Source organism: Pontibacter arcticus (assembly GCF_003284895.1).
Taxonomy (GTDB): Bacteria; Bacteroidota; Bacteroidia; order Cytophagales; family Hymenobacteraceae; genus Pontibacter; species Pontibacter arcticus.
Genome location: NZ_QMDV01000004.1, coordinates 41,402 through 60,666 on the forward strand (window position 1 = coordinate 41,402; position 19,265 = coordinate 60,666).

At 45.1% G+C, this 19,265-nt stretch carries 18 protein-coding genes; 13 read left to right on the forward strand and 5 right to left on the reverse strand.

The window, feature by feature from the left end; translation table 11 throughout:
• Nucleotides 1-21: 21 nt before the first annotated feature.
• Nucleotides 22-735, reverse strand: coding sequence for a hypothetical protein (locus DP923_RS12920; protein ID WP_112306298.1), 714 nt, complete (start codon nt 733-735; stop codon nt 22-24).
• A 159-nt stretch (nt 736-894) separates the two neighbouring features.
• Here DP923_RS12920 and DP923_RS12925 point away from each other — a divergent pair, with 159 nt between their 5' ends.
• From DP923_RS12925 to DP923_RS12970, 10 genes are all read left to right on the forward strand, one after another.
• Nucleotides 895-2,001 carry a complex I subunit 1/NuoH family protein gene (locus DP923_RS12925; RefSeq protein ID WP_112306299.1) on the forward strand — a complete coding sequence of 369 codons (1,107 nt, stop codon included), beginning with the start codon at nt 895-897 and terminating at the stop codon, nt 1,999-2,001.
• A gap of 206 nt (nt 2,002-2,207) precedes the next feature.
• Entirely contained in the window at nt 2,208-2,813 is a 606-nt protein-coding gene (locus tag DP923_RS12930; RefSeq protein WP_239021032.1) for a 4Fe-4S binding protein, read from the forward strand.
• Between the two features lie 143 nt (nt 2,814-2,956).
• Nucleotides 2,957-3,538, forward strand: a complete 582-nt coding sequence (locus DP923_RS12935) for a hypothetical protein (protein ID WP_112306300.1) — start codon at nt 2,957-2,959, stop codon at nt 3,536-3,538.
• A gap of 53 nt (nt 3,539-3,591) precedes the next feature.
• A complete protein-coding gene (locus tag DP923_RS12940) occupies nt 3,592-4,104 on the forward strand; it encodes an NADH-quinone oxidoreductase subunit J family protein (RefSeq protein ID WP_112306301.1) in 513 nt (170 codons plus the stop codon).
• A 2-nt stretch (nt 4,105-4,106) separates the two neighbouring features.
• Nucleotides 4,107-4,418: an NADH-quinone oxidoreductase subunit NuoK gene (gene nuoK / locus DP923_RS12945; RefSeq protein WP_112306302.1), complete on the forward strand. Its 312-nt coding sequence runs from the start codon at nt 4,107-4,109 to the stop codon at nt 4,416-4,418.
• 289 nt (nt 4,419-4,707) lie between these two features.
• Nucleotides 4,708-6,885: an NADH-quinone oxidoreductase subunit L gene (gene nuoL / locus DP923_RS12950; RefSeq protein WP_112306303.1), complete on the forward strand. Its 2,178-nt coding sequence runs from the start codon at nt 4,708-4,710 to the stop codon at nt 6,883-6,885.
• 103 nt (nt 6,886-6,988) lie between these two features.
• Nucleotides 6,989-8,734 (forward strand): complex I subunit 4 family protein, encoded by a 1,746-nt coding sequence (locus DP923_RS12955; RefSeq protein ID WP_112306304.1) that lies wholly within the window; start codon nt 6,989-6,991, stop codon nt 8,732-8,734.
• 36 nt (nt 8,735-8,770) lie between these two features.
• Nucleotides 8,771-10,285 carry an NADH-quinone oxidoreductase subunit N gene (locus DP923_RS12960; RefSeq protein WP_112306305.1) on the forward strand — a complete coding sequence of 505 codons (1,515 nt, stop codon included), beginning with the start codon at nt 8,771-8,773 and terminating at the stop codon, nt 10,283-10,285.
• An 8-nt stretch (nt 10,286-10,293) separates the two neighbouring features.
• Nucleotides 10,294-12,180, forward strand: a complete 1,887-nt coding sequence (locus DP923_RS12965; RefSeq protein ID WP_112306306.1) for an amidophosphoribosyltransferase — start codon at nt 10,294-10,296, stop codon at nt 12,178-12,180.
• Nucleotides 12,181-12,499: 319 nt separating this feature from the next.
• Nucleotides 12,500-13,792, forward strand: coding sequence for a T9SS type A sorting domain-containing protein (locus DP923_RS12970; protein WP_112306307.1), 1,293 nt, complete (start codon nt 12,500-12,502; stop codon nt 13,790-13,792).
• Between the two features lie 67 nt (nt 13,793-13,859).
• On the opposite strand, the gene DP923_RS12975 is transcribed toward DP923_RS12970, so the two are convergent.
• From DP923_RS12975 to DP923_RS12990, 4 genes are all read right to left on the reverse strand, one after another.
• A complete protein-coding gene (locus DP923_RS12975) occupies nt 13,860-14,186 on the reverse strand; it encodes a HesB/IscA family protein (RefSeq protein WP_112306308.1) in 327 nt (108 codons plus the stop codon).
• A 12-nt stretch (nt 14,187-14,198) separates the two neighbouring features.
• Nucleotides 14,199-14,606: a hypothetical protein gene (locus DP923_RS12980; RefSeq protein WP_112306309.1), complete on the reverse strand. Its 408-nt coding sequence runs from the start codon at nt 14,604-14,606 to the stop codon at nt 14,199-14,201.
• Between the two features lie 16 nt (nt 14,607-14,622).
• Entirely contained in the window at nt 14,623-15,036 is a 414-nt protein-coding gene (gene iscU, locus DP923_RS12985; RefSeq protein ID WP_112306310.1) for a Fe-S cluster assembly scaffold IscU, read from the reverse strand.
• 115 nt (nt 15,037-15,151) lie between these two features.
• A complete protein-coding gene (locus tag DP923_RS12990) occupies nt 15,152-16,366 on the reverse strand; it encodes an IscS subfamily cysteine desulfurase (RefSeq protein WP_317047282.1) in 1,215 nt (404 codons plus the stop codon).
• 116 nt (nt 16,367-16,482) lie between these two features.
• On the opposite strand from DP923_RS12990, the gene mce reads away from it, so the two are divergent.
• The 3 genes from mce to DP923_RS13005 all read left to right on the forward strand — a co-directional run bounded on the left by mce (nt 16,483) and on the right by DP923_RS13005 (nt 19,062).
• Entirely contained in the window at nt 16,483-16,884 is a 402-nt protein-coding gene (gene mce, locus DP923_RS12995; protein WP_112306311.1) for a methylmalonyl-CoA epimerase, read from the forward strand.
• A gap of 122 nt (nt 16,885-17,006) precedes the next feature.
• Nucleotides 17,007-17,579, forward strand: coding sequence for an L-threonylcarbamoyladenylate synthase (locus DP923_RS13000; RefSeq protein WP_112306312.1), 573 nt, complete (start codon nt 17,007-17,009; stop codon nt 17,577-17,579).
• A gap of 70 nt (nt 17,580-17,649) precedes the next feature.
• A complete protein-coding gene (locus DP923_RS13005) occupies nt 17,650-19,062 on the forward strand; it encodes a CCA tRNA nucleotidyltransferase (RefSeq protein WP_112306313.1) in 1,413 nt (470 codons plus the stop codon).
• Nucleotides 19,063-19,265: the final 203 nt, after the last annotated feature.

Here is a 19,265-nt window from a genome sequence, read left to right on the forward strand (position 1 = left end):
AAGTTTCAACTTTACACTTGATTATAAGCTGGGATCTAATTTTAAATTCTTGTTTATTAATTTAATTTGACCATTTGGTCCGCCCGGGCCTTCAAATTTGCCCATATTGCCTGGCTTTCCGCCCTTTCCGCCTTGGGTTACAATTATAATCGCATGTTGTTTTCTGTATTGGTTAAACCTTGGGATAAAACCATTCGAGCTATAGGCAAAAGAAACATTGCCACCTTGGCCGCCCTTGCCACCTTTACCTCCTGCAACAGCAGCCTTGGCAGGAGCAAGGCTTTTAAAACTTCCATCTGCGTCAGTCTTTTTAGTGGATTGCACCTCATAGTTCCCGTCTACGCCTTTAGCTCCATTACCGCCTCTGGTATCTACAAATAAACTACCTAACTTTTCGAAATGGATATCAATCTCTATTGAACTGCCATCCTTGCCTTCTAAGCTTTCCGGATCATTTTCTTTTAGTAAGCCATTCTTCCCTTTTAGCATAAATTTACAGTCTCTACTTACAAAAGCAGTATTAACTCCCACAAAAGCGGGAGTGCCGGCATTAAATTGTATAACGGCTTTATCGTGCATAATTAAAGTATCGACAAGCAAAATGTTATCGGGGTTTACCGTATAGACTTCTTTCGCTTTTATTTCAAGTTTAGAGAGAACTTGCTGTGCCTGTGAATTTGAGACGAAGCCAACACAAAGAAGCAGCAAAAAAATACTTACATAATTTTTCAACATAACTTTTATAAGCGAAGTAGGAAGTTTGGGGTTTTGTTCTGAAATATAAGAAAATGTTTATATATGGCAAAATCATTTACTGGTAGCCGGGGTAGGGCTTAATTCCTGTATTTTTCCAAATTTAAAACTACCTTTGCCCGATACTAACCATTACAACCTATGCTTGCTTTTCTGCTGACTTTAGGGCTGATGCTGCTTATCGTAATTGCGGTAGTGTATGCCGAGCGTAAAGTAGCCGCTTTTATGCAGGATAGGATGGGACCAACCGAAGCTGGTCCGCACGGCATTATGCAGCCGCTGCTCGATGTGCTCAAACTCCTCCAGAAAGAAGATATTATACCAACTGCAGCTGATAAAAAGCTTTTTTCAATAGCACCTATACTTGTGTTTGTAGCCGTTTTTGCTGGTTTTGCGGTTATTCCGTTAGCGCCTGCGGTGGTAGCATCTGGCATCGGGATTGGTGTATTTTACATGCTGGCCATTATTTCGCTGGATGTGGTGGGTTTGCTGATGGCAGGCTGGGGCTCGAATAACAAGTATGCCATGCTGGGTGCAATGCGCTCGGTGGCGCAAATTGTATCGTATGAAATTCCGGCGGGGTTGGCTATACTTGCTGTCGTGATGGTTTGCCAGTCACTGGATTTCCAGGAGATCAGTTTCCAACAGGGCGCCCTGATGAACCAGTTTCCGGGGCTGGAGTATGAAATGAACTGGCTTTTCGGAATTGAGGCTTTAGGCATCAACACAACTACTATTGGTGGCATCACCACCTGGAACATCTTTCGGGTGCCGTTGCTCTTCGTCGCGTTCATTATCTATTTTATTGCGTCGCTGGCCGAGTGCAACCGCGCGCCTTTCGATATTCCGGAAGCGGAATCGGAGCTGGTGGCGGGTTTCCATGTGGAGTATTCGGGGTTTCGGTTTGCCGTATTTTTTCTGGCGGAATATGCCATGATGGTGCTGGTTTGCCTGGTGGCCGTTGTCCTTTTTCTGGGAAGCTGGAATACGCCTTTGCCTAACATTGGCCCGTTTAGTTTAGCGTACTGGACCTCCGGAACCGTAGGAGAATTATCGGGTATACTCTGGGGAGCTTTCTGGCTGATCTCGAAAACGCTGATACTGCTGTTTGTGCAACTCTGGGCCCGCTGGACTTACCCACGCCTGCGCGTAGACCAACTCATGCACCTTTGCTGGAAAGTTTTAACGCCCATTGCTTTAGCTGTAGTGCTGGGTGCTGGTATCTGGCGGTTGTTGATGGTGGGTTAATTGTTGATTGTTGAATTGCTGATTGTTAAAATCAAAAAGATCACTGCCGCAAGTTTAGCGATAGCGTAACTTGTGGTTAACCTTGGAGCCAGTTTGTAACTGGCGTGAACAACAAAGTAAAGTCTTGCAAGTTACAAACTTGCGTTATGTACCGTCACAAGTTGCGCTTCGCTAAACTTGCGACATCAGTTAAAGAGAGCTTGAAATTGGGAACGACCATCAAATATAAAACAGGTTTCTGGAGCGTGGTAAAATCGTTGTGGCAGGGCGCAGCGCTTACGATACGCCACTTCCGGAATGCCAAAAACCGCCGCACACCTGCGTATGTGAGCGACGAAAATTACTTTAAGCAACCCGACGGGCTGGTTACACTGACTTACCCGTATGAGGCACTTCCGATACCAGATAACGGCCGCTACCGCCTGCACAACGAGATCGATGATTGCATTGTATGCGACCTCTGTGCTAAAGTATGTCCGGTTAACTGCATCATCATCGAATCTGTTAAAGCAACCGAAGACATCGGCACTACATCAGATGGTACCAAAAAGCGCTTGCATGCCCCGGTATTCGATATTGATTTAGCTAAATGCTGTTACTGCGGCCTCTGCACCACCGTTTGCCCAACCGACTGCCTCACCATGACACCTGTTTATGATTTCGTGGAAGTAGATATCAAAAATATGGTATACCACTTTACGGACCTGTCGCCGGAGGAAGCCGAAGAGAAAAAGCAACTATTGGCAAAGCAACAGGAAGAGATGGCCGCCGCCAAAGCAGCTGCACTGGCTGCGAAGAAGCAACAAGGGTAAGTATGATGAAGGGTAGTTACTTTATTTACCTATTTTAATATTACTGATAGCTCTATAATTGGTTTGGAACGACTGAATCAACTTCATATATAGTGCAAATAAGCGTATGTTGTCATATATCCAGTAGTTGTGGTGCATTTATAATGATTGATACATCAAGTAAACTTTACAATCTCTCGAAAATATTAGGGATAATATTTATCATTTGCTATTGGCTATCAGATAGTTTATTCGATGCTTTTTGGGTATTAGGACTTATACCTTTTGCCTTTATAGGAACACCATTAATCATAATACTTTTAATAGCCATCTTCAAGAAGGACAATGCTGCCTTACTTGTTGGCTTATCTATTGTTGTCACAATATTAATAACTGAAGTATTTCGCTCTGAGCTACTTAAAAGTGAAAAAGTATTAGTGGCTACTCTAGATGGTGATGGGTCCAGGATATTTCTAACACTCAGAGAAAACCGTAAATTCGAGCTTGTGGCAGACCATATGTTTGGAAGCAAGACTTTTAAAGGTAATTATGATATAGTTGGGAATAAGGTGATTTTTTTAACACGACCTTATGACAATGATTTTATCCCAGATACCATAAGCATAATTAATGATAAGTTAGTTTTAGATTTTGATAGTAGTGGAAAGCCAATTTTAGGCTTTGCCAATTATTTTACTATCGAAGATAATAAAATTAAACGTACCATAACCACGCCTATAAGGTAGCTCCGCCACCTCATAGCCTAGAACGTTATAACCAAATCCTCAATTAAATAAAAATGCTATTCTACATCTTCGCCGCGCTGGCTATACTTTCGGGAGGGTACATGGTACTGACGCGCAACTTGCTTTATGCAGGTTTTTCGTTACTGGTAACGCTGCTGAGTATAGCCGGAATTTACGTGCTGCTGTTCGCTGATTTTATAGCCGTTACGCAACTGATGGTATACGTGGGCGGGGTGCTGGTACTTATACTTTTCGGGATCATGCTGAGCAGCCGGGTGCACAACCAGTCGGTATTGTCGGAAAGCGTGAACAAAGGCTGGGGTGTTTTGATTTCGCTTTTAACCCTGTGCGGTTTAGGTTATACTATTCTGAAAGCAAATTTCGCAGGGTTAAGCTGGTTACAGAACGCAGATACCGAAATACTGGGCGCTCAGAAAAGTACGGTACAAAGTATCGGTATAAAACTGATGACGGATTTTGTGCTGCCCTTCGAGATTGCATCGCTGCTGCTACTGATCGCTTTGATGGGAGCTGCTTACATTGCCACCGATAACCAGAAAGTATAACTATGTCACAGATTCCGTTAGAACATATCCTGCTTTTGAGTGCGGTGCTTTTCTGCCTTGGTTTGCTGGCTGTTATTACCAAACGCCATGCGGTGGTGGTGCTGATGGGCGTCGAGCTGATATTTAATGCGGCCAACCTGAATCTGGTCGCGTTCAGCCGTTACGATCCGTCGCTTTTGCAAGGGCAGTTATTCTCGCTTTTCGTGATTGTGGTGGCTGCCGCCGAAGCTGCCGTAGCGCTGGCCATTGTGCTGCGCGTGTACCAGCATTTCAAGACGGCTAACCTGAACGAGATCGCAACGATTGATAAGTAGCAGTTTTACGTTATCCAACCACCCGCAGCCCCTCCTTGTCTAAGGCGGGGAGTCTGCTATCCTTTAGTGAAGTATAAATTTCATAGTTACTGTCTGTTCTATTTATGAAGAAAAGCCTGAGCTATACTTAATAAAGTATAAAACAGTAAGTACAACTCCCCGCCTTAGGCAAGGAGGGGCCGGGGGTGGTTGGACTTGGAAGGATGCAATCAAAGCATAAACAATACTTACTATATTAACGCATTATACTTACCTTTGCCCGCTGTAAACCGAACTTTAAAGTATAAACTTGGAGCTTTCCGCACTTTTAAAGCCATTGGCCGCTACACCCCAAACCACGACCGCTCTGGTTGTGTTGCTGTTGCCGCTGCTGGCTTTTTTAGTTTTGTTTTTCTTCGGTAAACGCCTGCCCCGCCGTGGCGACTGGCTCGGGATTAGCTTTACTACACTTGCTTTTATACTTTCGGTTTACCTGTTCCTGCAAACCTGGGACACGGCCACTTTCCATACCCGCACTACCTGGTTTAATTTGCCAGGCATTGTTACCGCTGATTTTACTGCTGGCATCCTGATCGATAACCTGACGGTGCTGATGCTCGTGATCGTAACATTCATCTCTACGTTGGTGCAGCTTTTCTCGGTAGGCTACATGCACGGCGACTCCGGTTACAGCCGTTATTTTGCTTACCTGGGCTTGTTTACGTTCAGTATGCTGGGTATTGTGCTGGTTGATAACCTGTTGCTGCTTTTCATGTTCTGGGAACTGGTGGGCTTTTCCTCTTACCTGCTCATCGGGTTCTGGTACGAGCGGCCGGCGGCTATTGAAGCAAACAAAAAAGCTTTTCTGGTAAACAGGGTGGGGGATATTGGTCTGCTGCTTGGCCTGTTCGCATTTTACACCTATTTCCGCACCTTCGATCTGGAGGCCCTGCGCGCGCTCATCAGTTCCGGCACCTGGACTGATACCGAATTTATACTTCGCTATACTTTGCAGAATCAGGAATGGCAGGTTGCTATTACGCCGTTATTCCTCACGCTGGCTGGTTTGGGTTTGTTTATGGGCTGTGTTGGCAAATCGGCGCAGTTTCCGTTGCAAGTATGGTTACCAGATGCCATGCAGGGCCCAACGCCGGTTTCCTCGTTGATACATGCCGCTACCATGGTGGCCGCCGGTGTTTATTTACTGGCCCGTTGCTACGCTTTTTTTACGGTAGATGCCCTCACCGTGATGGCGATTGTAGGCGCGGTCACAGCTTTACTTGGTGCCATTGCTGCGTTCACGCAGTATGATATTAAAGCGGTGCTGGCTTTCTCTACCATCTCGCAATTAGGCTATATGGTGATGGGGATGGGCACAGGCGCACACGATGCATCGCTTTTTCACCTTACGACGCACGCCTTTTTTAAAGCAGCTCTTTTCCTGAACGCCGGTATCATCATACATGCCATGCACCGCGGGCAGCATTTTGCACACCAGCACAACGCCGACCCCCAGGACATCCGGAACATGGGTGGTTTGCGCAAAGTATTGCCCGTTACGTTTTATACTTACTTATTGGCTGCGGCCGCGCTGGTTGGGTTGCCCTTGTTTTCGGGTTTTCTTTCCAAGGATGCCATACTTTCTGGGAGCTGGGCCTGGGCACAAACCATGAGCGTTGGCGGTAACAAGTTATACTTTGTCGTGCCGATGATCGGGTTTACGGTGGTGTTACTCACAGCCTATTACATGGGCCGCCATATGTGGTTTATGTTCTTTGGCGGTTTCCGGTTACCGTTTAAGGTGCAGGAAGTACGTTTGTCGGTTCAGAAAGAAGTTGAAAACGTGATGCTGCTTCCGGTGGTGTTGCTGGCCATACTTTCCTTAGGAATTTTCTTTTCACTGAATCCACTGAGCTTTGGCAGCAGCTGGCTGATGCAGGGCATCAGCTTAGAGACACTTTCCGCAAAAAGCATCTTATTGGCCCATTCCTTTTTAGAGGCACTTATACTTCAAAACCAGGCTAACCAAACAGCGCATCTAATTATCGGTATTTTATCGGCGGTTTTGGGAGTTGCCGGAGTCGGTTTTGCCATCAACAAGTATAAAAACCGAACCTCAGAAGCGCTGCAACTTGATGCCCCCACCAGTGCACTGGCCCGCTTGTCTTACAACCATTTTTACCTCGATACTTTCTTCCGGAACGTGTTTGTAGCACCCGTGCACCAGGCGGCTAAAGCTTTGTACCGCGTCGATAAACGCGTGATAGATTATACGTTAAATTACGGCAGCAAATGGCTGGTGGTACTCTCCAAAATGGTTTCGTGGTTCGATAGGTTGTTTGTGGATGGGGCGGTTTGGTTGGTAGCGGCGCTGTCTAAATTTGTTGGCAGATTTGGTCGGCGCTTACAAAACGGAAAGGTGCAAAGTTATTATGCCTATTCGTTGCTCGGTTTTATTTTGATCATCCTATACATTACCTTGTTTTGATTGGTAACTTTGGATTGAAATGGAGAATAAAAAGATCATCCTTCTCTTATTGATCCGAGACCTGAAGAAGCTTAAGTAATTCAGAATTCATAATTCGTAACTCTTGAACGATTTTATACTTTCCAGCCTGATCTTTTCCCCGTTGCTGGCAGCGCTCGTGGTGCTGCTGTTACCTCTCCGCCTGCAAAAGCTGATAAAAACGATTACGCTGCTGGGTACGCTGGGGCAAATGGTGCTGGCAATCTGGCTATACATTCAGTTCAATGGGGCAGCTGCTTCGAACGGGCAACAGGGCTACCAGTTTGTTGAAAAGCTGAACTGGATCGGTTTTTCGCTGGGCACGCTGGGCCGTTTTCAGATCGATTATTTCCTGGGAGTAGATGGTATCAGCGTTAGTATGGTGCTGCTAACGGGCATTATCGGCGTTATCGGCGTTATCTCTTCCTGGACGATCAAGAAAAATATCAAAGGCTATTTCCTGTTATACCTGTTGCTGCTTACCAGCGTGATGGGCTGTTTCCTAGCGCTGGATTTTTTCCTGTTCTACCTCTTCTTCGAGTTCATGCTGCTGCCAATGTACTTTCTGATCGGTATCTGGGGGGGGCCGAAACGCGAATACGCAGCCATCAAGTTCTTTATCTATACATTAGTCGGCTCACTTTTTATCCTGATCGTGATGATCGGGCTGTATACTTCCGTGATTGATCCGCTGGCTACGGCTACGCAATTAGGCTTGTTAGAAAAAGGCATTCCGCAACCAGATGCTATCCGGCAGGTACAGCAGTTGCTGCAACAAAACATGATCAGCAGCGCCGACCTGGTACGCACGTTCAGCATCCCGGCCATGATGGAGCCTGCCAATTTTATACCGGGTAGTTTGCTGCATGTGTTGTCGGGTGTGGTGCTCTGGAGTTTGCCTATCCGTTTTATCGCGTTCCTGTTGCTTTTTGCCGGTTTTGCTATTAAAGTGCCCGTGGTTCCGGTGCATACTTGGTTACCCGATGCGCACGTAGAAGCGCCAACGCCTATTTCGGTTTTGCTGGCAGCCATACTTCTGAAAGTGGGTGGTTATGGCCTTATCCGTATTGTATATCCTGTTTTCCCGGATGCGGCTGCTTACTTTGCCGTATTGGTGGGCGGTTTAGGCGTGCTTTCGATTATTTATGGTGCTTTGTGCGCTCTCGCCATGAACGACCTAAAAAAGCTGATCGCCTATTCGTCGGTGTCGCATATGGGTTTTGTGCTGCTGGGACTGGCGTCGCTTACCGTAGAAGGCGTGAATGGGGCCGTGTATATGATGTTCAGCCACGGTATTATTTCCGCGATGCTGTTCCTGGTGGTTGGTGTTATTTACGACCGTGCCCACGACCGCATGATATTGAATTTCCGGGGATTAGCGAAACGCATGCCAGCTTATACTACGTTTGTCGTGATTGCATTTTTTGCTTCGCTGGGCTTGCCGGGGTTCTCTGGTTTTATAGCTGAGTTACTGGTATTAGTTGGTGGGTTCAGTGCACCGGAAATGTCGGGTTTATTGCCACGCTGGCTTACAGTAGTAGCGGTTTTTGGCTTGTTGCTGGCTGCTGCTTATTACCTGTGGGCACTGCAACGCATGTTTTTCGGCAAGTACTGGATATTCCCGGAGCTGCGTGAAAAAGCCGTTTTAACAGACCTGAACGCCAGGGAATATCTGATGCTGGTGCCGTTGGCCATACTTGCATTGCTGTTCGGAATCTTCCCGCATTTGCTTTTAAACAAGATCGGCACCACCATTACAGGCTTTACCCAAACGGTTCTCCAAAGCGGGCAGGAACAGTTGCACATGGTACTATCCACCTGGGTACAATAAAGAAAGCCGGATTTATACTTTAGAATTTAATTATACGTGAACGAACAGGCAGCTTACCTAACCGATACAATCAACCGCATTTTTGCCGGTGCCGGTTCGCTGCTGCCCGAGTTGGTGCTGGTATTCTTTTTCCTGTTGCTCGTTACGCTTGATCTGTTCAGGTCTCAGGCTATCAAAAAGTTATTGCCCTGGATTGCGCTGACCGGATTTTTCGCTACGCTGCTTATTCAGATTTTAGGTGGTTATACTTCCGAAGGTGTGCAGTTTCTGAACTTGCTGCGTTCCGATGGGCTGGCGCGATATGCGGGTATACTTTTCAGCGCAGCCGGTATTTTTACCGTTTTCCTGTCGTTGCACAACAAACCGCTCGAGAACCTGAGACAGGGCCGTGGTGAATATTATGCCTTGATCCTGATGCTGGTATTGGGCCTTAACCTGATGGCAAAATCAGTAAACCTGCTCATGGTTTTTGTAGCCATCGAACTGGTTTCTATTGCCTCCTATATCCTGACTCTCATCATTAAAGAAGATAAACGTGCGGTAGAAGCTGGCCTGAAGTATATTTTGTACGGAACCCTGGCGGCAGGCGTAATGCTGTACGGCATGTCTTTTTTCTACGGCCTTACCGGTTCACTGGATTATACACTTTCTTCGTTTTGGCAAAGTTTGCTGGCCGCCGATACGCTGATGGTAACAGTGGCCGCCGTACTTGTTTTTGCCGGTTTTTTCTTCAAAATATCAGCTGCTCCGTTCCATTTCTGGGTACCGGATGTATACAGAGGCGCTCCTATGCCAATTGTAGCGCTGTTTTCTACTGGCCCAAAAATAGCTGGCATTATCGTCATACTTCGTTTTGTAGCCGCTTTCGAAGATCCGGCTCTGGCAACTTCGTTTTTAGATGTGCAGCTTTTTATCGGGATAGCCGCTTTACTAACGTTGGCTGTGGGTAACTTTACGGCTTTGTGGCAGCAAACGCCGCGCAAGCTGCTGGCTTATTCATCGGTGTCGCATGCGGGGTTTCTGCTGGCAGCCATACTTGCTTTTGGCACCGGTTATACATCCAGCATCCTCTTTTACCTGACGGTGCTGCTCTTTATGAACTTCGGTATTTTCCTGTTTTTACAGATAGCCGAAGATAAATTGGATGTGCGCACGCTTTCAGATTTTGCCGGACTGGGCTGGCTTTACCCGGGCCTGGGTGTGGTGGCTATTTTATACTTATTATCTCTAACAGGTTTGCCTCCTTTGGCAGGCTTTACGGCTAAGTTGTTTATCTTTAGTAAAATATGGGAAGCTTATAGTGTAAGTAGCCAGCCAATATTGCTTGTCTTATTAATTGCAGGCGTTTTAGTAACAGGCATTGCTTTGTTTTACTACATCCGAATCCCATACTTCCTTTTCTTTAAAAGGAATCAAACAGAAGAAAAAAAGGTTATTTCACTGTCTAATACACTGCTGCTTGGTATGTTTGCATTGCCGTTGCTGGTGCTGTTCTTTAAGCCGGACCTGCTGCTGCAATTTATCCAAAACATACTGGCACAAACACTTTAACTAAGCGAATGAGCGATTCAATCAAGCACGAGTGCGGCATTGCCCTGATCAGGCTCCGGAAACCAATCGAATATTACGTAGAAAAGTATGGCACCCCCATGTATGGCGTAAACAAGTTGTACCTGCTGATGCAAAAGCAGCACAACCGTGGTCAGGATGGGGCAGGAGTTGCAAGTATAAAAATAAATGCCGGCCCTGGCATGGAGTATATCAGCCGTTTCCGTTCTGTTAAAACCCGCGCCATCGACAGCATTTTCGGGAAGATCGGGAAAGAATTTAAAAAGCTGAAAGAAGAGAATCCGGCAAAAGACACTAGCTGGGTATGGGAAAACATGCCTTTTTTAGGAGATGTGTACTTAGGCCACCTGCGTTACGGTACGCACGGCGTCAATAGCGTAGATAACTGCCACCCGATGGTGCGCGAAAACAACTGGCGTAGCCGAAGCCTAGCTGTGGCCGGTAACTTTAACATGACCAACGTAGATGAGCAGTTCCATAAGCTCGTTGCGCTGGGCCAGCACCCAAAGCATAAAACAGATACCATTACCGTACTGGAAAAGATAGGCCACTTCCTCGATGAAGAAAACCAGGCGCTTTTCGGCTATTATAAAAACGACCACTCAAACGTTGAAATAACCAACCTGATTGAGGAGACACTTGATTTACAGCGCGTTTTAAAGCGGGCCTGTAAAGACTTTGACGGTGGTTATGCGATGGCGGGCCTTACGGGTTACGGTGCTTCGTTTGTAGTGCGTGATCCGAACGGAATTCGCCCGGCATATTATTATATGGATGATGAAGTGGTGGTGATCGCTTCTGAAAAACCTGCCATTAAAACCGCTTTTGATGTAGAGTATAGTGCCATCAAAGAAATTACGCCGGGCCATGCCCTGATCGTGGATAAAGCCGGTAATCCGGAACTGAAGCAGATCATGGAGCCAGGCGAGCGTACATCGTGCAGTTTTGAGCGCATTTACTTCTCCAGAGGCAACGATCCTGAAATTTACGAAGAGCGCAAGAACATGGGCAAGCTGCTGTGCAAGCAGATTTTGCAAGCTGTAGATTACGATCTGAAAAACACGGTATTCTCTTATATCCCGAACACTGCCGAAACATCTTGGTTGGGTATGATGAAAGGCATAGAAGATTACCTGCGTGCCTATCGTAAGAAAACTATATTGAACCAGGAGTTATCGGAAGAGCAACTGGACGAAATTCTGCAGTTTAAGCCACGCGCCGAAAAACTGGTGATCAAAGATGTAAAGCTTCGCACATTTATCACAGATAACGACAGCCGCGACGACTTGGTGACACACGTGTACGATACGACTTATGAAGTAGTAAAGAAAGGTATTGATACGCTGGTGGTACTGGATGACTCGATCGTGCGTGGCACAACGCTGGAGAAATCTATCATTAAGATGTTGGACAAACTGGAGCCGAAGAAGATCATCATCGTTTCTTGTGCGCCGCAGATCCGCTACCCCGATTGCTATGGTATTGATATGTCGAGGTTAAAGGAGTTTGTTGCTTTCCGTGCGATGCTGGGCCTACTGAAAGATCATAACAGAGAGCATATGCTGCAGGAGGTTTATCAGAAATGTTCGGATGCAGTTGGCACACCCGCTTTTACAGAAACGAACTATCTGAAAGAAATATACGATCAGTTTACGGCTGATGAAATTTCTGCTAAAGTATCTCAGATCGTGAAAGCAGCGGATATCAATGCTGAGGTAGAAGTGATTTACCAGCGCATCGAAGACCTGCACCAGGCTTGCCCTAACCACCAAGGCGATTGGTATTTTACAGGTAACTATCCAACACCGGGTGGTACAGGTGTGGTGAACAGAGCTTTTATGAATTACATGGAAAACAAAGGCGGAAGAGCTTATTAAGTTTCCTTTTTTATAAAAATTATAAGACCTGCTTCTTTACCGGAGGCAGGTCTTTTTTTACGCCTATACTTTAACATTCTCATCCTCACATCTACTGTTTCATCCTTTCCAAGCTAAGGGTAATTAGGATTGAATAACCGTTAGAATATACTGCATCAAAGTATGAACATGAATTGAAAGTATAGCTGTTGATTTGTACTTATTTTATTATCTGAGTTCTTTTGTTTCTGCTGATTAAATCTGTAATCGCTTGAACTTTAAGTTATAGTCTTTAGTTAGCTTGGTATTCAAAATTTTAAATAATTTTAGAAGTATAACTATGGAGCTATTGCAGGTGGGTCGGAGGTTAGTTGGGTTGGTGATTTTAGTAGGGAGTCTTATGCAAACACAAACGGTAAAAGCTCAAATTGCAATGACTAAATACCTGACTACTTATAGTCAAAATTTTGATGCATTGCCTGCTTCGGGTACTGCAGTGTGGGAAAATGGCACCAGCACGTTAATCCCGGGCTGGACCGTACAGCGTACGAAGTCTATAAATACAATTACAGCTAATAACGGCTCTAACAATACAGGAGGCCTTATGAGCTACGGTGCCACTAGCTCAACGGAAAGAGCGCTTGGCTCTATCGGTTCAGCAACTGCCGGTGAGTTTGCCTGGGGTGTAACGCTTCAGAATAAAACCGGCACCGCCATTACTTCCATAGATGTAAACTTTTGGGGAGAGCAGTGGCGTGTTTCCAATAAAACCGCTCCTCAACACAAAATTACCTTTTGGTATGCTATCAGTAGCGACAATGCAAGCTTTAACCTTTCTCCTGCTTCCGATCAAAACTGGATTGAAGTACCTGGTTTAACATTTAGATCGCCTCACTTTTTAATAACAGGAACAATCCTGGATGGGAACGCAACTGCTAACAAGCAACAGTTGTCAGGTAATTTAGCTATAACCGTACCCGATGGACATTATGTGATGCTACGCTGGAAAGATGCTGATGAAGTTGAAGCAGACCACGCGCTAGCGATAGATGACTTCACTGTTTCCTGGAATACGGCCTATGAGCCTGCGCCAATGCCTGTAGAGCTTGCTTCTTTTAAAGCCATAAAGGCGAAAGCCGGGGTAGAATTAACCTGGCAAACAGCTTCTGAACACCAGAACGATTATTTTCTGGTTGAGCGAAGTACAGATGGTCTAGCTTTTAAAAGTATAGGAAGTATAAAAGGGCAGGGAACAACGAAAAACAGGCAGGTTTATACTTTCACAGATAAAACACCCGATGTCGGAACGCTGTATTACCGGTTAAAGCAGGTTGATGAAGACGAAAGTTTTACCTATTCTAATGTGGTGCAGGTATACAGCCAGCTGCTAAGTAAGCCACTGGTTTACCCAACTATTGTATCGCAGGAAGTATACATTGCAATTGAACAACCCCAACATATAAATCAGTTAACTATACTTAATAAAGCCGGCAAAACAGTTCTGACGCAGCATTCAAAAGTAGGAGAGCAGACTTATACTATAAATGTAGCTGATCTGAAGGCTGGCAGTTACTTTCTGGTAATTATGAATGGGAGTGGCAAAAAGCAGGTAAGGCGCTTTGTAAAAAACTGATAAGACCCATAAAAGCGAAGGGCTACCAACTTGTTGGTAGCCCTTCGCTTTTATAAAGTATAAATTTTTAAACAGAGAAGCTATCGCCGCAGCCGCAGGTACGGGAAGCGTTCGGGTTGTTGAAGTAAAAACCTTTCCCATTCAGGCCATCCGAAAAATCAAGTTCGGTACCGGCTAAGTATAAAAAGCTTTTCATATCAACTACCACTTTTACGCCTTTGTCTTCAAACTCCTGGTCCATCGGTTTTACCTCGTCATCAAAGTCAAGGTTATAGGATAAACCGGAGCAACCGCCACCTGCAACAGATGCACGCAGGCGAAAGGTATCATCTAACTGCGCATCCTGCTTCAGTTTGACTACTTTTTCTTTTGCTTTATCTGAAACTGTGATCATAATAAGTATAAATTAAGAGACAGGATTTAACACTACACTAAAAACGGTAATGGTGTTCATGTCTCGGCCAAAGTATAATTTATCCAGTGCTTCGTATACATTGCGTGCCCTGAAGTAGGAAGTTTGTAACTCCTTGTCTTCGCGGGCCATCCACTGTACGGTATACGAGCTTTCCTTATCACGGTAACTTTGTACATAGGTCAGCATTTTGCGCAATACATCCATCCGGTCGTAACCGATTTCGGTGTGCAGCAAAAACGACTGACTATGCCTGGGGTTTACCGTGATCAGGTCGAGCCTGGTTTTGTTGTCCAGTTCCCTGAACTCAAAAAGCAGACTGTTACCGCCTATTCCTAAGTGGTTTTCAATCTGCTTCTGGAGGCGTGCACTTTCAACGTGCACCTCAGTGTTTGACTCCATTTTATGAGTCTTTGGCTTAGTGGTGAGACTTCGACAGCTCTAACTCAGGCATGCCGTTCTTTACTCTATAATCGTTGATAGCAGATTTGATAGCATCTTCGGCCAATACAGAACAGTGAATTTTAACCGGAGGTAATGCCAGTTCTTCCACAATGTCCATGTTGTCGATAGCCAATGCTTCATCAACTGATTTGCCTTTCAGCCACTCTGTCGCAAGCGAAGAAGAAGCGATTGCAGAACCACAACCAAACGTTTTGAACTTCGCGTCGGTAATAATCTGGTTTTCATCAACTTCAATCTGAAGGCGCATTACGTCGCCGCACTCAGGAGCACCTACTAAACCTGTTCCCACATTAGATTTTGCTTTATCAAGCGTACCTACGTTACGTGGGTTGCTATAATGATCAATTACTTTATCTGAATAAGCCATAGCTATATTTAATTACGAATTATTAATTAAGAATTATGAATTGAATCAGACTTTACGAAGTACGAAATTGGTTTTGCCTCATTCGTAATTCGTAATTTCTAATTCTTAATTGATTTTAATGTTCTGCCCACTCAATAGAGTTGAGGTCGATTCCTTCTTTGAACATTTCCCAAAGCGGAGACATTTCACGAAGTTTGGTTACTGCTTCTTTTACGTGGTTGATCGCATAATCAACTTCTTCATCCGTCGTAAAGCGGCTCAGACCGAAACGTAGCGAAGAGTGTGCCAGATCATCACTTAAGCCTAACGCTTTTAGTACATAAGAAGGTTCTAAAGAAGCTGATGTACAAGCTGAACCGGAAGAAACAGCCAGGTCTTTCACACCCATCATCAAACCTTCGCCTTCTACATACTTAAACGAGATGTTGGCAACATGTGGCAAGCGGTGCTCACGCGAGCCGTTCACATACGATTCTTCCATTGTTAACAACTCTCTTTCCAGGCGGTCGCGCATCGCAGAAATACGGGCTGTATCAGCTTCCATATCCTGTTTTGCAATTTCGCAGGCTTTACCTAAACCGACAATGCCAGGTACGTTCAGCGTACCGGAACGCATGCCACGCTCGTGTCCGCCACCGTCCATCTGGGCAGTAACTTTAACACGTGGGTTCTTGCGGCGCACATACAACGCACCAACTCCTTTAGGGCCGTACATTTTATGAGCCGAGAAGGCCATCAGGTCAATACCATCCGCCATCACATCTACCGGAATTTTTCCAACTGCCTGCGTACCATCCGTAAAGAAAAGAATACCATGCTTTTTAGCAATTGCAGAAATCTCTCTGATTGGCTGGATTACACCAACTTCGTTATTTCCATACATGATAGAGATAAGGATTGTCTGAGGTGTAATGGCTGCTTCCAGTTCTTCCAGGTTAATAAAACCTTCGGCGTTAACAGGCAGGTAAGTAACTTTACCACCTATTTTCTCGATATGCTTACAAGTATCCAGCACAGCTTTGTGCTCAGTAGTAGCTGTAATGATGTGGTTACCTTTTGAAGCGTACATTTCATAAACACCCTTAATAGCCAGGTTGTCTGCTTCGGTAGCACCAGAGGTAAAGATGATCTCTTTCGGAGAGCAATTGATCAGGGCAGCGATCTGCTCGCGAGCATAATCTACTGCTTCTTCTGCCTGCCAGCCAAAAGGGTGGTTACGGGATGCCGCATTACCGTACATGTTTGTAAAGTAGGGCATCATCGCATCCAGCACGCGCGGGTCAAGCGGTGTAGTAGCGTTATTATCTAAATATATAGGTAGTGTCAGCATATTACGTGTATAAACTATTTTTTTCCTGTTTTAATAACAGACTCGATAAATGATTAGTTTTGAATTCGGTACAAAATTACAAAAAAAACCTTACTTAGACTAAGTACAAATACAAAATGCTGAACGTAGAACATATAGGAATCGCTGTAAAGGATTTTAGCCAGGCAAATGGCTTATATTTCAGGTTGTTAGGCGTTGAGCCATACAAGACCGAGCACGTAGAATCAGAAGGAGTAAATACCTCGTTTTTCAGGGTAGGCGGTACAAAAATTGAGCTTCTGGAAGGCACAACGCCTGATAGTGCCATCAGTAAATTTATTGAGAAACGCGGCGAAGGAATCCACCACATCGCTTTTGAGGTAGAAGATATCCTGAAAGAAATGGAGCGACTGAAAAGTGAAGGATTTATACTTTTAAACGACGCCCCTAAGAAAGGAGCAGACAATAAACTGGTTTGTTTCGTACATCCTAAAAGTGCCAACGGTGTTCTAATTGAACTGACGCAGGAGATCAGGTAACTGTCGCTTGTTAAATTGTTAATTGTTTTTAAAAAAGTATAACGCCCTCTGCCTACCCAACTGTAATTTAACAATTTACCCAGATACCAATTTAACCATCAATAACTTAACAGTTTAGACACATGAACCAGTTAGTAAAAGAGATACAGGCCGCCGAAGAGGAAATCATACTTGGTAACGTGATTCTTTACCCGACTGATACGGTATGGGGAATTGGCTGCGACGCCGAAAACAGCAGAGCTGCACAAAAGATATTTAAGATCAAGCAGCGCGACGAAGCCAAGACGATGATTGTGCTGATGGCTGACGTGGAAATGCTGAAACGCTATGTGAAAAATGTGCCTGATAACATAGAGGATATGATTGCTGCACAGGAAAGGCCAACTACGTACGTGCTTTCTGGTGTTCAGAATTTAGCCAAAGAGGTAATTGCCGAAGACGGAACAGTAGCCGTTCGCATACCAGACGATGAGTTTTGCCGCCGCCTGATCCGCCAGTCTGGTCGCCCGATTGTGTCTACATCTGCTAATGTAAGCGGAGAAAGTACTGCTTCGTCTTTTGATGAGATTTCAGAAAGTATAAAATCCAAGGTGGATTATGTGGTAAACTGGCGGCAGGACGAAAAATCGGAAGCAAAACCATCCCGCATCGTAAAATTAGAAGCCGACGGTAGCCAGACAGTGCTACGGGATTAATCCTTTCAGTAAAAAAAACTAAATTTGTACCTCAGGCTGTGTTTCATGGTCTGAGGTTTTATTTTTTATGATGGAGAAGATACAGTTACCCAACCACCCTGTTTTTGAAGTAATAGCCGAAGCAGCCGCAGAATTAAACGTTGATGCCCACGTAATCGGCGGTTTTGTTCGGGATCTGGTGCTTAAAAGGCCTTCTAAAGATATTGATGTGGTGTGCGTGGGGAACGGTATTGCGCTGGCCGAACTGGTCGCGCAGAAATTGCCGCACAAACCAAAAGTAACGGTATTCAAAAATTTTGGGACGGCCATGCTGAAAACCGATGGCTGGGAAGTAGAGTTTGTAGGTGCCCGCAAAGAGTCCTACCTAGAGCATTCACGCAAGCCCGAAGTAGAACAGGGCACTTTGGAAGATGACCTGAAGCGACGCGATTTTACGATTAACGCCCTCGGTATCAGTTTGAATAAAGAAGATTACGGGCAGTTGCTCGATGAATTTGGCGGTATAAAAGATATCAAACGCAAAATAATCCGGACGCCTTTAGAGCCCGGCATCACGTTTTCCGATGACCCGCTGCGCATGATGCGCGCCATCCGTTTTGCTTCTCAGCTCAGCTTTGATATCGACCCGGATACTTTTGATGCCATCGTGGATTATAAGGAGCGGATCAAAATTGTATCGCAGGAAAGAATTACCGACGAGCTGAACAAGATCATACTTTCCCCGAAGCCGTCTTACGGCTTTAAGCTGCTGTTTACTTCTGGTTTGCTGCAGCTTATTTTCCCTAAAATGGTGGAGCTGCATGGTGTGGAAACGATAAACGGCAACACGCACAAAGATAATTTCTACCATACGTTGCAGGTGCTGGATAATGTAGCCGAGGTATCGGATGATTTGTGGCTGCGCTGGTCGGCTATACTTCACGACATTGCCAAACCGGATACCAAGCGTTACCATCCCAAAATTGGCTGGACGTTTCATGGGCACGAAGACCGTGGTGCCCGCATGGTGCCCAACCTGTTTAAAAACCTGAAGTTGCCGCTGAACGACCACATGAAATTTGTGCAGAAACTGGTAAAATTACACCTGCGCCCTATTGCACTGGTAAAAGATACCGTAACCGATTCGGCTATAAGAAGATTGCTGTTTGAGGCCGGCGATGATATTGATGCGCTGATGAAACTGTGCCGGGCTGATATCACTTCTAAAAACGACACCAAAGTAAAACGCTATCTTCAGAATTTTGATAAAGTAGAAAAGCGGTTAGTAGAGGTGGAGGAGAGCGACCAGTTGCGCAACTTTCAGCCTGTTATTACCGGCGAAATCATCATGGAAACGTTTGGCCTGTCGCCATCTAAAACGGTGGGCGAACTGAAGGAGGTTTTAACAGAAGCTATACTGGAAGGAAAAGTAAAGAATGAGTACGAAGCTGCCTTTGCTTTTTTACTTGAGCGCGGTAAAGAAAAAGGCTTGCAGCAGGTTTAGGCTTAAACCAAAGTATAAATCAGGTATACTGTAAAGTATACTTTGGCTACTTATCTGATTTAAGAACAAAAACCGGGATAAGCAGCAAAAACAGGTATAGATTTTTCATAGTTGGAAAGGCAGTGAAGTATAAATCAATTCATTGGTTTTATTTTGTACCAAGGGCGGGTAAAAAATCAGCCTGAACGGTACATGGCTCAGGC